General features: G+C 63.8%; 13 protein-coding genes. 6 read left to right on the plus strand and 7 right to left on the minus strand.

Annotated features, from left to right (window positions below):
- Positions 1–14 precede the first annotated feature (14 nt).
- Both pip and katG read left to right on the plus strand, forming a co-directional pair.
- Complete coding sequence (gene pip / locus J1C52_RS12380) at positions 15–998, plus strand: prolyl aminopeptidase (RefSeq protein WP_227428266.1); 984 nt, start codon at positions 15–17, stop codon at positions 996–998.
- 96 nt (positions 999–1,094) lie between these two features.
- Positions 1,095–3,260, plus strand: coding sequence for a catalase/peroxidase HPI (gene katG / locus J1C52_RS12385; RefSeq protein WP_227428267.1), 2,166 nt, complete (start codon positions 1,095–1,097; stop codon positions 3,258–3,260).
- 56 nt (positions 3,261–3,316) lie between these two features.
- Here katG and J1C52_RS12390 read toward each other — a convergent pair whose 3' ends face one another.
- From J1C52_RS12390 to J1C52_RS12400, 3 genes are read right to left on the minus strand one after another with little or no spacing between them, the layout of a single operon-like run.
- Entirely contained in the window at positions 3,317–3,964 is a 648-nt protein-coding gene (locus J1C52_RS12390; protein ID WP_227428268.1) for an HAD family hydrolase, read from the minus strand.
- Positions 3,961–4,524, minus strand: a complete 564-nt coding sequence (gene rsmD / locus J1C52_RS12395) for a 16S rRNA (guanine(966)-N(2))-methyltransferase RsmD (RefSeq protein ID WP_227428269.1) — start codon at positions 4,522–4,524, stop codon at positions 3,961–3,963. The genes J1C52_RS12390 and rsmD overlap by 4 nt, the downstream gene beginning before the upstream one ends.
- A complete protein-coding gene (locus J1C52_RS12400; protein WP_227428270.1) occupies positions 4,521–5,723 on the minus strand; it encodes an NAD(P)/FAD-dependent oxidoreductase in 1,203 nt (400 codons plus the stop codon). Before J1C52_RS12400 ends, rsmD begins: the two co-directional genes overlap by 4 nt.
- A gap of 82 nt (positions 5,724–5,805) precedes the next feature.
- On the opposite strand from J1C52_RS12400, the gene J1C52_RS12405 reads away from it, so the two are divergent.
- The 4 genes from J1C52_RS12405 to J1C52_RS12420 are packed head-to-tail and all read left to right on the plus strand — an operon-like array spanning position 5,806 to position 8,889.
- The gene (locus J1C52_RS12405) at positions 5,806–6,294 is read left to right on the plus strand and encodes a peroxiredoxin (protein ID WP_227428271.1); all 489 of its coding nucleotides are present in this window, start codon (positions 5,806–5,808) and stop codon (positions 6,292–6,294) included.
- Positions 6,294–7,463, plus strand: coding sequence for a GNAT family N-acetyltransferase (locus J1C52_RS12410; protein WP_227428272.1), 1,170 nt, complete (start codon positions 6,294–6,296; stop codon positions 7,461–7,463). The genes J1C52_RS12405 and J1C52_RS12410 overlap by 1 nt, the downstream gene beginning before the upstream one ends.
- 9 nt (positions 7,464–7,472) lie before the next feature.
- Positions 7,473–7,760 carry a 4a-hydroxytetrahydrobiopterin dehydratase gene (locus tag J1C52_RS12415; protein WP_227428273.1) on the plus strand — a complete coding sequence of 96 codons (288 nt, stop codon included), beginning with the start codon at positions 7,473–7,475 and terminating at the stop codon, positions 7,758–7,760.
- Positions 7,761–7,803: 43 nt separating this feature from the next.
- Positions 7,804–8,889 carry a THUMP domain-containing class I SAM-dependent RNA methyltransferase gene (locus tag J1C52_RS12420; protein ID WP_227428274.1) on the plus strand — a complete coding sequence of 362 codons (1,086 nt, stop codon included), beginning with the start codon at positions 7,804–7,806 and terminating at the stop codon, positions 8,887–8,889.
- Positions 8,890–8,906: 17 nt separating this feature from the next.
- Here J1C52_RS12420 and J1C52_RS12425 read toward each other — a convergent pair whose 3' ends face one another.
- From J1C52_RS12425 to J1C52_RS12440, 4 genes are all read right to left on the minus strand, one after another.
- Complete coding sequence (locus tag J1C52_RS12425; RefSeq protein ID WP_227428275.1) at positions 8,907–9,917, minus strand: YeiH family protein; 1,011 nt, start codon at positions 9,915–9,917, stop codon at positions 8,907–8,909.
- A gap of 71 nt (positions 9,918–9,988) precedes the next feature.
- Positions 9,989–11,170: a UxaA family hydrolase gene (locus tag J1C52_RS12430; RefSeq protein ID WP_227428276.1), complete on the minus strand. Its 1,182-nt coding sequence runs from the start codon at positions 11,168–11,170 to the stop codon at positions 9,989–9,991.
- Positions 11,171–11,182: 12 nt separating this feature from the next.
- Positions 11,183–11,479: a UxaA family hydrolase gene (locus J1C52_RS12435; RefSeq protein ID WP_227428277.1), complete on the minus strand. Its 297-nt coding sequence runs from the start codon at positions 11,477–11,479 to the stop codon at positions 11,183–11,185.
- Positions 11,480–11,506: 27 nt separating this feature from the next.
- On the minus strand, positions 11,507–12,505 hold the full coding sequence (locus J1C52_RS12440) for an Ldh family oxidoreductase (RefSeq protein WP_227428278.1): 999 nt from the start codon (positions 12,503–12,505) through the stop codon (positions 11,507–11,509).
- Between the last annotated feature and the right edge of the window lie 27 nt (positions 12,506–12,532).

The raw sequence follows: 12,532 nt of genomic DNA on the forward strand, positions 1-12,532 counted from the left end.
ATATAGTTTCGCACATGGACAAGCCAGTCGGACACGATAACGCACATAGGGGGCTTTACCCTTATATCGAGCCTTACGACCAGCGCCTGCTGGACGTGGGCGATGGCCATCGTGTTTATGTCGAACAATGCGGCAATCCAGACGGTCTGCCCGTGGTGGTTCTGCATGGCGGCCCCGGTGGCGGGTGCAGCCCGACCATGCGCCGCTTTTTCGACCCCGACCATTACCGCGTCGTGCTGTTTGACCAGCGCGGTTGCGGGCGCTCGAAGCCCTCGGCCTCGACCCATGCGAACACCACCGCGCATTTGCTGGCCGATATAGAGCTGATCCGCGAGGTGCTGGAGATCCCCCGCTGGATCGTCTTCGGCGGGTCTTGGGGGGCCACCTTGGCGCTGGCTTACACCCAAGCGCAGCCCGAGCGCGTGGCGCATGTCGTGCTGCGCGGGGTGTTCATGGGCACGCGCGCCGAACTGGACTGGTTTTATGGCGGCGGGGCCGCACGGTTCTTCCCCGAACTCTGGGCACAATTCATCCGCCCCATCCCCGAAGACGAGCATCACGACCTGATCGCGGCCTATGCCCGCCGGCTGTTCAGCGGTGACATTCACGAAGAAAACCGCTTCGCCCGCGCATGGACACGCTGGGAAAACGCGCTCGCCTCGATAGAGACGCGCGGGCTGGTTGGGGGCGACGCCCCAAGCGATTACGCCCGCGCCTTTGCCCGGCTGGAGAATCACTATTTCTCGAACGGGTGCTTTCTGGGCGACGATGGCGCGCTGATGGATGGGCTGTCGAAAATGGCGAATGTGCCGGGCACCATCGTGCAGGGGCGCTATGACATGATCTGTCCGCCCACCACCGCGTGGGAATTGCACCGCAACTGGGGCCGCTCGCGGCTGGAAATGGTCGGTATGTCAGGACACGCGCTGTCAGAGCCCGCGATTGCCCGCGAATTGGTGCGGGTCATGAACCAGCTTCGCGACTTGGTTTCAGCCTGATCTATAAGTTCAGGTTATCAATTCGATCAGAACAAAAAACTATTCCTGATCCGCCCCACATGTTAGACCCATTCCAGATCAAACATGGAGGGAAACATGGACGGTTCCGATAACGCGGGCAAATGCCCGGTCATGCATGGCGCGCTGACCACCACCGGCAGCGATGTCATGGAATGGTGGCCCAAGTCGCTGAATCTGGACATCTTGCACCAGCACGACACCAAGACGAACCCGCTGGGCGATTTCAACTATCGCGAAGCGGTGAAAGAGCTGGATTACGACGCGCTGAAAGCCGATCTGAAAGCGCTTCTGAAAGACAGCCAAGACTGGTGGCCGGCTGACTGGGGTCATTACGGCGGTCTGATGATTCGCCTGTCGTGGCACGCCGCCGGCAGCTACCGCGTGGCCGATGGCCGTGGCGGCGCCGGCACCGGCAATATCCGCTTCGCGCCGCTGAACAGCTGGCCGGATAACGCAAACCTCGACAAGGCGCGCCGCCTGCTGTGGCCGCTGAAAAAGAAATACGGCAACAAGATCAGCTGGGCAGACCTGATTATCCTTGCGGGCACCGTTGCCTATGAGGACATGGGGCTGAAGACCTTCGGCTTCTCGCTGGGCCGTGAAGACATCTGGGGTCCGGAAAAAGACGTCTACTGGGGGTCCGAGAAAGAGTGGCTGGCCCCCTCGGACGAGCGGTATGACAACGTCAGCGACGCGTCGACCATGGAAAACCCGCTTGCAGCGGTGCAGATGGGCCTGATCTACGTCAACCCCGAAGGCGTGAACGGCCAGCCCGACCCGCTGAAAACGGCCGCCCATGTGCGCGAAACCTTCGCCCGCATGGCCATGAATGACGAGGAAACCGTCGCCCTGACCGCTGGCGGCCACACGGTCGGCAAATGCCACGGCAATGGCCGGGCGGAAAACCTTGGTCCGGCCCCCGAAGGTGCCGCTCTGGAAGAAGGCGGCCTTGGCTGGATGAACCACAAGACCCGCGGCGTGGGCCGCGATGCGGTGACGTCCGGCATCGAGGGTGCGTGGACCACGCACCCTACCAAGTGGGACATGGGCTATTTCAAGCTGCTGTTCGGCTATGAGTGGGAATTGAAGAAATCCCCCGCAGGCGCATGGCAGTGGGAGCCCATCGACATCAAGGAAGAAGACAAGCCGGTCGATGTCGAAGACCCGTCGATCCGCTACAACCCGATCATGACCGATGCCGACATGGCCATGAAGATGGACCCGGCTTACCGTGCCATCTGCGAGAAGTTCATGGCGGACCCCGCGTCGTTCGACGATGCTTTCGCCCGCGCGTGGTTCAAGCTGACCCACCGCGACATGGGCCCGCAGGAGCGCTATATCGGCAAGGAAGCCCCGACCGAAGTGCTGATCTGGCAAGACCCGGTTCCGGCTGGCAACAAGGACTATGACGTAGCCGCCGTGAAGGCGAAGATCGCCGCGAGCGGTCTGTCGGTTGCCGACATGGTCGCCACCGCTTGGGACAGCGCCCGCACCTTCCGCAAGTCGGACTATCGTGGCGGAGCCAACGGCGCACGCATCCGTCTGGCACCGCAGAAGGACTGGGAAGGCAACGAGCCCGAGCGCTTGGCCCGTGTCCTGTCGGTTCTGGAGCCCATTGCCGCAGAAACCGGCGCATCGATTGCCGATGTGATCGTGCTGGCGGGCAATGTCGGCGTGGAGCAGGCCGCGAAAGCTGCCGGGTTCGATATCGAGGTGCCCTTTGCACCGGGCCGTGGCGATGCGACCGACGAGATGACCGATGCCGACAGCTTCAAGTGGCTGGAGCCCGTCGCAGATGGGTTCCGCAACTGGATGAAGAAGGACTATGTCGTCTCGGCCGAGGAAATGATGCTCGACCGCGCGCAACTCATGGGCCTGACGGCGCATGAAATGACCTGCCTTGTCGGCGGTCTGCGCGTTATGGGCACCAACCACGGCGGCACGGCGCATGGCGTCTTTACCGACCGTGTCGGCGCGCTGACGAACGATTTCTTCGTCAACCTGACCGACATGGCATGGAAGTGGGAACCGAAGGGCCGCAATTCCTACGAGTTGCAGGACCGCAAGACGGGCAAGGCCAAATTCACCGCCACCCGTGCGGACCTTGTCTTCGGCTCGAACTCTATCCTGCGGGCCTATGCAGAGGTCTATGCCCAGGACGACAATGCCGGGAAATTCGTGCAGGATTTCGTGGCAGCTTGGGTCAAGGTCATGAACGCGGATCGCTTCGATCTGGCGTAAGCTGACCGGAAACCAAACGAAAAGGGGCGCCGCGTGCGCCCCTTTTTTCTATTCGCCTAAAGGCCTAACAGGGCGGGCAACTCATCCATCGACCGGAACAGACGCGCGCCTTCTGCCGCGAGTCTTGGCCCGTCACCTTCGGGCGCGTAGCCGAAACACCGCATCCCGGCCGCCTGCGCTGCCCGCGCGCCGGTGGGGCTGTCCTCGACCACGACGCAATGCGCCGGGTCTGCCCCCAGTGTTCTGGCAGCGTGCAGGAACAGGTCCGGCGCGGGTTTCGGCACGCCCACATGCTCGACCGAGAACATCCGCCCTTGCAGCCGCGCCCATGTCTCGGGGTGCTGGCCCAAGGTGACGCGCATCTTGGCGACACGCCCGTTCGACGCCACGCAATAGCCGATGCCAGCATCATCAAGCCGGTCCAGCACCGCCACGACACCGGGCATCAGCTTCGTGCCCTTGGCCAGACGTTCGTAAAGCCGGGCGTAGAAATCCTCTACCCAGCCCTCGGGCAGATCGGCCCCCATGCCACGCGCCTTTTGTGCAACGCCTGTCAGGGTACCGCCGATGAAATGCTCGGTCGCTTGCGCTACGCTCATGTCCAGCCCGTAGATAGCCAGCTCGTCGCGCAAGAAATGCATCATCACCGGCTCGCTATCGACCAGAACGCCGTCGCAGTCGAAAATCACCAGTTTCGGGGTCATGGGGTATAATCCAGCATGGTTACATAAGTGTCGCCGTAGCGGCGCTGATCGACCATCGCAAAGCCTTGGGGCGCAAGCTGCGGGGCGCTTTCCTCCCAGACAATGCGCGCGCCGGGGGCCAGCCAGCCGCCCGCCACGGCGGATGCCAGCGCCTTTTGCCCCAAGCCCTTGCCATAGGGCGGATCAAGGAACACAAGGCCAAAGCCCGCGCCGTGGTTTGCGCCCAGTGTCGTTGCATCGCGGCGGAACACCTTGGTGCGGCCCATGGCGCGCATCTTCTCTATGTTCTCGCGCAAGAGCGCGCGGGCCGCCGCGCCATCGTCGATGAAACAGGCGAAGATGGCCCCCCGCGACAGCGCTTCCAGCCCCAGCGCACCGGTGCCCGCGAACAGGTCCAGCACGCGGATACCGTCCAGCGCAATCGCATCGGCACCGTTGATAAGCAGGTTGAACATCGCCTCGCGCACGCGGTCGGATGTGGGGCGCAGATGCGCCCCAGCATCGCCCGCGCCGACATCGGCCAAGATCAGACCGCGAGATGTGCCGCCGATGATCCTCATGCCTGCAACAACGCTTTCAGGTCGCTCGCGGGATCAGCCAGCGCGGCGGGGTCGGGGGTGATCCCTTGTTCGATCATGCGTTTGCCGACCATGTAGGCGCGCGGATCGCCCAGCGCATCGACCGAGATCAGGCTGTCATCCTTAAAATACCAATGGCTGCGCGCGGGCGCTTCTCGCACCACCACGCGCGTGTAGCCCGCGTTCAGACCTGCGATTTGCAGCTTCATGTCGTATTGGTCCGACCAGAACCACGGCATGGGCGCATAATCGCGGCCCGCGCCCAGCATGTTGTCGGCCACGCATTCGGCTTGGTCTATGGCATTCTGCACGCTTTCCAGCCGCAAGCGCCCGCCCTGCCACGGGAAAGACGCGCAATCGCCAGCCGCCCAGATCGCGGGGTCGCTGGTGCGGCCCTGCGCGTCGGTGGCGATGCCGTTGTCCAGTGTCAGACCGGCGCTTTCGGCCAGATCGGTCGCGGGCGCGATGCCGATGCCGACGATCACGAAATCGGCGGGGAGCGCGGTGCCATCCGCCAATGTGACACCCGTCACCCGCTCGGTGCCGTCAATGTGCGCAAGGGCCGTTTCGGTCAGAATACGCACGCCGTGGCGTGCGTGCAGGGCATGGACGGCCTCGGCGGTTTCCGCCGCCGCCACGCGCGCCAGAATGCGCGGGGCCATTTCCAGCACGGTCACATCCAGCCCGCGCTTCGCGGCCACCGCCGCCGCCTCCAGCCCGATATAGCCACCGCCCACGATGACGACGCGCGCGCCCTCGCGGAATTCGGACGCCATCGCATCGACATCGGCCAAGCCGCGCACGGTATAGACGCCGGGCAAGGTGCCGCCGATGCTGGCAGGCAAGTGGCGGGGAATGGACCCGGTAGTCAGCGCAAGCGCATCATATGGCAAGACTTCGTCGCCCAGATGCACCTGCTTCGCGGACCGGTCCAGCCCTGTCACCCGCGCATCGGTGCGCAGCGTAATCCCCTGATCCGCGTAAAAGCTTTCCGGCCGCAGGAACAGCCGTTCCAACGCCATGTTGCCCAGCAGATAGGCCTTGGACAAGGGCGGGCGCTGATAGGGTGGCACGGGTTCTTCGCCCAGAAGCGTGATCAACCCGTCGAACCCTTTGGCGCGCAAACGGGCCACCAGCGATGCCCCTGCCTGCCCTGCGCCCACGACAACAATTCTGTCCATCCTGACCTTGCCCCTCTGGCCCAAACCGTGGCGAACCCTATATCGGTGGGAAAGCGAAACACAACCAACAGAGGGATGGATTATGTCAGTCAAAGTCGGAGATACGCTGCCAGAGGCCACGCTGTCGCGCATCGGTGCGGACGGGCCGGAACAGGTCGAGCTGTCCAGCCTGACCAAAGGCCGGAAAGTCGTGATCTTCGCCGTGCCCGGCGCGTTCACGCCGACCTGCCATTCGGCCCATGTGCCCAGCTTCATCCGCACCAAGGACCAGTTCATGGCCAAGGGCGTCGATGAAATCATCTGCATCTCTGTCAACGACGCCTTCGTGATGAAGACATGGGGCGAGGTGACGGGTGCGAATGACGCGGGCCTGACCCTGCTGGCCGACGGCACGGGCGCGTATACCAAGGCGCTTGGCCTGAATTTCGACGCGCCGCCCGTGGGGCTGATGGGCCGCTCGAAGCGCTATGCAATGCTGGTGGAAGATGGCGTCGTCAAAGTTTTCCTGCCTGAAGAAAGCCCCGGCACCTGCGAAATCTCGGGTGGCGAGGCGCTGCTCGCGGCAATCTGATGGCGGATGGCGGGGCGCTTTCGGTCACGCTGATCTCGTCCCTGGCCGAGATATCGGCGCAGGATTGGGACGCCTGCGCCTGCCCCGAGGCCGCAGATGGCCGCCCCGCCGACCCGTTTACCACGCACCGTTTTCTGCACGCGCTGGAAGCGTCGCGCTCTGTCGGCACCGGCACGGGGTGGGAGCCGCGCCATATTCTGGTCGAACAGGATGGCGCGCTGATCGCAGTCGCGCCGCATTACGTGAAATCGCACAGCCAAGGCGAATATATTTTCGACCATGCCTTCGCCCAAGCCTACACACGCGCGGGCGGTAGCTATTACCCCAAGCTGCAAAGTGCCGTGCCCTTCACGCCCGCAACGGGTCGGCGCTTCCTGTGCAAACCGGGGTGTGAGGACGCAGGCACAGCCACCATTTTGCAGGCCATGGCGCAGGTGGCGCGCGACAATCGGCTCTCCTCGGCCCATGTCACCTTTTGCACAGCAGAAGAAGCCGCCCGCGGGGCCGAGCACGGGTTCCTGCATAGGGTGACAGAGCAATTCCACTGGGAAAACTCCGGCTATGGCAGTTTCGACGATTTCCTCGGTGCGCTTTCGTCACGCAAGCGCAAAACCATCCGCAAGGAACGCGCCACGGCGCAGGGTTTCGGCGGCGAGATCCGCGCCTATACCGGCAATGACCTGCGGCCAGAGCATTGGGATGCCTTCTGGGAATTCTACCAGGATACCGGCGCGCGCAAATGGGGCACGCCTTACCTGACGCGGGCGTTTTTCGACATCGTGCAAGACACCATGCGCGACGATGTGCTGCTGGTTCTGGCAGAGCGCGAGGGCGCACCCATCGCGGGTGCCTTGAACTTCATCGGGCGTGACTGCCTTTATGGTCGCTATTGGGGTTGCGTCGAGGATCATTCCTGCCTGCATTTCGAGCTGTGCTATTATCAGGCGATGGATTTCGCCATAGCGCAGGGTTTGACGCGTGTCGAAGCGGGCGCGCAAGGCACGCATAAACTGGCGCGCGGCTATATGCCCAGCGAAATACACTCGCTGCACCATTTCCCCGAACCGGGATTTCACCAAGCGGTCGCGCGCTACCTGCGCGAGGAACGCGCGGCGATTGACTACGAGATGTCGACGCTGGCGAATTTCGCGCCCTTCCGCAAAAGTTGAGAGGTTTTCATGGCAGAGAAACTGACGGATCGCGCCGCGTTGGAGCCGCTTCTGGCCAATGGCTGGACCTTGGTCGACGGGCGCGACGCGCTGGAAAAGACCTACACATTCGCCAATTTCATCGACGCCTTCGGCTGGATGACCCGCGCGGCCATCGTGGCGGAAAAGATGAACCACCACCCGGAATGGTTCAACGTCTACAAGACCGTGCGCGTCACCCTGACCACGCATGACGCAGGCGGGCTGAGCGCGCTGGATGTGAAACTGGCCGAAGCCATGGATCGGCTGGCGGGCTAAGTTTCCGCTCGCCAAGTGGCGCGTTTCGCCCTATCGCGGGGCCATGGACGATTACACGATTTTCATGGCCTGCCTGCCGGGGTTCGAGCCGCTTCTGCTGGCAGAGGCGCAAGAGCTTGGCTTGCGCGGCGCGAAGGCATTGGCGGGCGGCGTCGAGGTTTCGGGCGGTATGGCAGAGCTGGCCCGCGCCAACCGCGAAAGCCGCATCGCCAGCCGCGTGCTGTTGCGTATTGGCGAATTCCGCGCGCTGCATCTGGCGCAGCTGGACAAACGCGCGCGAAAGCTGCCTTGGGCCGACTGGCTGCGCGCGGATGTGCCGGTGCGGGTTGAAGCGAGCTGCACCAAGTCGCGCATCTACCACCAGAAAGCCGCCGCACAGCGGATAGAGCGCGCGATTGCCGATCTTGTGGGCGCGCCAATCTCTGCGGACGGGCTGCGCGTGATGCTGCGGATCGACGACGATCTGGCGACCATCTCGCTCGACACATCGGGCGAAGGGCTGCACAAGCGCGGCTTCAAGCAATTCACCGGCAAAGCGCCCTTGCGCGAAACCATGGCCGCCGCGTTCCTGCGGCAGATGGGCTATGACGGCAGCCAAGCGGTGCTGGACCCGATGTGCGGGTCGGGCACTTTCGTGCTGGAAGCAGCCGAGATCGCCGCCGGTCTTGCACCGGGCCGCGCACGCGGTTTCGCCTTTGAACAGTTTGCAGCCGCCCGCGATCTGCCCCCGCAACCGGCACCCAACCGGGTGCCTGAACGTCGTTATTTCGGCTTTGACCGCGACCAGGGCGCAATCCAGGGCGCACGTGCCAACGCGGAACGCGCGGGCCTGTGCGACTGGACCAGCTTCACTTGCCAGCCGGTCAGCGCGCTCACGCGCCCCGATTGCGCGCCGGGGCTGGTCATGGTCAACCCGCCCTATGGCGGGCGTATCGGCAATATCGGGCAGCTTTACGGGCTATATGCCAGCTTGGGCAAAGTGCTGGCCGAGCAGTTTCAAGGCTGGCGCGTGGGGCTTGTGACAACCGAGGCCAAGCTTGCCCATACCACGGGGCTGAAGCTGGAGGCCGGCGCGCCCATCCCGCATGGCGGCATGAAGGTGCGCCTGTTTCAATCAGGCGCTCTGTAAGCCCCGCGCGACCCCGGTCAGATCGGGTGGAACAGCAGCAAGGTGCCGAGGGCGAGGGTCAGCAGCACCAACGTCTCTATCACGACAATCGCCATATGCCCCGGCCCAACGGCGCTCAATGCCTTGAGCGAGGTCTTGACGCCCAGCGCGGCAATCGCCGTCACAAGGCAGATGCGCGACGCGGTATTGACCTGCGTGACCAAGGCCTCTGGCAGATCGACCGCGCTGCCAAGGCCAACGAGTGCCAAGAACAGCACCATGAACCAGGGCAGAAGTGCCACGCGCCCTTCGCCCTGCCCTGCTCCGCTGGCGCGCAGCACCAGCCCGATGACAACCAGCACCACCGGCAGCATGGCCACGCGGAAGAGCTTGGTAATGGTCGCGGTTTCGCCCGCCGTGTCGGACACGGTAAAGCCCGCGCCAACGACTTGGGCCACGTCATGGATGGTGGCCCCGATCAGAAAGCCCTGTTCGACCTCGGAAAAGCCCAGCGCGCCGAACAGAAGCGGATAGGCCACCATCGCCACCGTGGACAGCGCGGTCACGGCCATGACGGTAAACAGCGTGTTGCGTTCCGTCTTGTCGTTATGCGGGATGACGGCAGCAATGGCCAAGGCCGCCGACGCCCCGCAAATCGCGACAGAGCCGCCCGTCAGCAGCGCAAACCGCCATTGCCGCTTGAACAAGGGGGCCGCGATGAAGCCCGTCGCAATCGTCGCGGCAATAAGCCCGACCAAGAGCGCCGCACCCGACAGGCCAATCTGCGCAAGATCTTCGAGCGCGATACGAATGCCCAACAAGCCGACACCCAAGCGCAGCACGAATTTCGCGGCGAAATCCACGCCCGCGCGGCAGGGGCCGCTTTCATGCATGAAGTTGAACGCCATGCCCAACAACAGCGCGAACAGCATGACCGGCGCGCCGTAATGCGCACCCAGAAAGCTGGCGGCGGCGGCGATGGTCGCGCTCAGTAACAGCCCCGGCAAAAGCGGTTTGGCATGGGCGGGCAAGTCGGCAAGGTTGGGCATTATGGGCTTTCCGCATGAATACGGGGCGCACGAGGGTAGACGCGCGCCCCGATACCGTCAGTCGCCTGCGATCAGGCGGAACGATAGAGCTTCGTCATCGAGAACTCGCGATGACCCAGCGCCTCGGCGCAGGTCAGGCGACCGTTGGCGGTGCGCTTGATCATCTCGATCAGCGCGTCGCCCGCCTGGTCGATGGTCATGTCGCGCCGCAACACGCCGGTTACGTCCACGTCGATATGCTCGGACATGGTGCGCAGCGTGCGCGGATTGCCAGAGATCTTGATGACCGGCACGATCGGGTTGCCAACCACGTTGCCCTGCCCGGTGGGGAAGGTGTGGATCACATAGCCTGCCGCCGCCATCAGCGTCACGCATTCCGCCGCCGCAGAGGACGTGTCCATGAAATACAGACCGTTGCCCTTGGACGGTGCTTCGGCCGGTTCCAGCACGTCGATATAGGTCGAGGTGCGGCCAATCTTCTCAAGGTTGCCGAGCGCCTTTTCCTCGATCGTGGTCAGACCGCCAAGGATGTTGCCCTTGGTGGGCTGGCTGTCGGACAGGTCGTTGGTCTTGTGCGCCTCGATCACGTCATCGGTATAGGCCTGCCAGGTCTTGCGGAACTTCGCCGCCGCTTCGGGGTTGGCCGCGCGCTTTTCGCAGATATGTTCGGCCCCGGTGATTTCCGAGGTTTCGCCGAACACGCCATACAGACCATGCGGCAACAGCTTGTCATACATGTTTCCGACAGTCGGGCAGGAGGACAGGCCCGTGGTGGTGTCGGATTCACCGCATTTGGTGGAGACCCACAGATCGGTCACGGGGCAGTCTTCTTTCTGAAGCTCGGTCGCCCACTGGACATATTCCTTGGCCTTCCAGCTTGCGCGGCGGATGGTCTCGAAATCGCCGTTCTGCTCGATCCAGAAGCCTTCGACGGGCTTGCCGGTCTTGGCAATGCCGTCAACGATGATCTTAGTCCATTCCGGTTCAATGCCGATGACCACAACGGCGGCCACGTTGGGGTTTGCGCCGGTGCCGATGATGGTGCGGAAATGCAGGTCCAGATCCTCGCCGAACTGCAAACGGCCATAAGCGTGCGGAATGGCCATGGTGCCTTTGACATTGTTCGCCACGGCCTCGCAGGCCGCGTTGGAAATGTCGTCCACCGGTAGGATCAGCACGTGGTTGCGCACACCCACGCGGCCGTTTTCACGCCGCCAGGCCTTGATCGTGTCTTGAGAAAAATCGAATGCCATGGTCGGTCCCCCTTACCAGCGCTTGGTTTTCAGATTGTGGGTGTGGACATGTCCGCCGACCTCTGCCGGGCCCACCATGCGACCGATGTCCTCGCCGTATTTGATGACCGTGTCGCCCTCGGCCAGGTCTTTCAGCGCGACCTTGTGACCGATGGGAATATCGGCCTTGGCGGTCAGGCGGAAATCGCTGTTATCCTCGGTGCAGACGCACAGCATATCGGTGCCGGCGGTCAGGCCCTCGACCACGACAACGCCGACATTGTCGACCTTGTCATGGACAAGCAGCTGGGGGTGGGTGTTTGCGGTCATGTCCTCTCTCCCTTTTAGATGAGGTGTCTAGCCACGGGCGAGGCCCGTGAGCGTGTCGTAAAGCTGTTGCGGGATGTCGATCTGGTCGGCGCGGCTTGCCCGCTCGGCCATGCGGCGCGCACCCGGCAGGCGGGCGCCATCCTGCGACTCAATCGCGGCGAAGATCGCCTCGGCCCGGTCGGTGAAACCGGGGGCAAAGCGTGCGGGATCCAGCACCAGCATGAAATGCGCAAGGTTCGGGGCTGGCCCCTTGTCGTCGAACAGCGAGCTGGCTTGATACGCGAAATGCGCGCCTGCAAGACCAGCGGTCAGCAGTTCCACCATCAGTGCCAGCGCCGCGCCCTTGGCCCCGCCCGACGGCACCATCGTGCCCGCCATGGCGGCATCGGCATCGGTGGTCGGGTTGCCATCCACGTCCAGCGCCCAGCCTTCGGGAATAGCCTGACCCGCCTTCTGCGCCAGCATGACCTTGCCGCGCGCGACATGGCTTAGCGACAGGTCGATCAGCAGCGGATCGCCCTTTGCGCGCGGCGCTGCAAAGGCGATGGGGTTCGTGCCATAAAGCGGCTTGTTGCCGCCCCAAGGGGCCATCGCGGCGGGCGCATTGGCGAAGGCCAGCGCGATTAGCCCCTCGCGGGCGAAAGGTTCCACCGCTTGGCCCGCCACTCCAAAATGGTGCGAGCGGGTAACGCTGACAGCAGCGACTCCCAGCTCGGCCACGACATCGCGGGCCGCTTGGGCGGCGGCGGCAATCGCGGCAAAGGCCAGCCCCAGCCCCGCATCAACGCGGATGACGGCGCCGTCACGCTCAACCGTTGGCGCGGCGTCGGCCACCACTTTGCCCGCGACCATCTGCGCCGCGTAAAAGGGCGCGCGGGCCAACCCGTGCGAGGGCAACCCTTCCTGTTCTGCCATCACCAAGGCCTGCGCGGCCGGTGCGGCCAGATGCGCGGGCATTCCCGCCTTGGCGAACACATCGACCACCAATTGGCGCGCGTCGGCAAGGCTGAGGGTGGTCGTTGACATGGGGCGGGGTTCCGATTCTCGTACCGT

It is taken from the genome of Roseibaca sp. Y0-43, assembly GCF_020667835.1.
Lineage (GTDB): Bacteria > Pseudomonadota > Alphaproteobacteria > Rhodobacterales > Rhodobacteraceae > Roseinatronobacter.

What these genes read in the sequence shown, in the direction of transcription:
- pip (WP_227428266.1), top strand. Translation starts at nt 15, where the DNA reads ATGGACAAGCCAGTCGGACACGATAACGCACATAGGGGGCTTTACCCT.
- katG (WP_227428267.1), top strand. Translation starts at nt 1,095, where the DNA reads ATGGACGGTTCCGATAACGCGGGCAAATGCCCGGTCATGCATGGCGCG.
- J1C52_RS12390 (WP_227428268.1), bottom strand. Translation starts at nt 3,964, where the DNA reads ATGACCCCGAAACTGGTGATTTTCGACTGCGACGGCGTTCTGGTCGAT.
- rsmD (WP_227428269.1), bottom strand. Translation starts at nt 4,524, where the DNA reads ATGAGGATCATCGGCGGCACATCTCGCGGTCTGATCTTGGCCGATGTC.
- J1C52_RS12400 (WP_227428270.1), bottom strand. Translation starts at nt 5,723, where the DNA reads ATGGACAGAATTGTTGTCGTGGGCGCAGGGCAGGCAGGGGCATCGCTG.
- J1C52_RS12405 (WP_227428271.1), top strand. Translation starts at nt 5,806, where the DNA reads ATGTCAGTCAAAGTCGGAGATACGCTGCCAGAGGCCACGCTGTCGCGC.
- J1C52_RS12410 (WP_227428272.1), top strand. Translation starts at nt 6,294, where the DNA reads ATGGCGGATGGCGGGGCGCTTTCGGTCACGCTGATCTCGTCCCTGGCC.
- J1C52_RS12415 (WP_227428273.1), top strand. Translation starts at nt 7,473, where the DNA reads ATGGCAGAGAAACTGACGGATCGCGCCGCGTTGGAGCCGCTTCTGGCC.
- J1C52_RS12420 (WP_227428274.1), top strand. Translation starts at nt 7,804, where the DNA reads ATGGACGATTACACGATTTTCATGGCCTGCCTGCCGGGGTTCGAGCCG.
- J1C52_RS12425 (WP_227428275.1), bottom strand. Translation starts at nt 9,917, where the DNA reads ATGCCCAACCTTGCCGACTTGCCCGCCCATGCCAAACCGCTTTTGCCG.
- J1C52_RS12430 (WP_227428276.1), bottom strand. Translation starts at nt 11,170, where the DNA reads ATGGCATTCGATTTTTCTCAAGACACGATCAAGGCCTGGCGGCGTGAA.
- J1C52_RS12435 (WP_227428277.1), bottom strand. Translation starts at nt 11,479, where the DNA reads ATGACCGCAAACACCCACCCCCAGCTGCTTGTCCATGACAAGGTCGAC.
- J1C52_RS12440 (WP_227428278.1), bottom strand. Translation starts at nt 12,505, where the DNA reads ATGTCAACGACCACCCTCAGCCTTGCCGACGCGCGCCAATTGGTGGTC.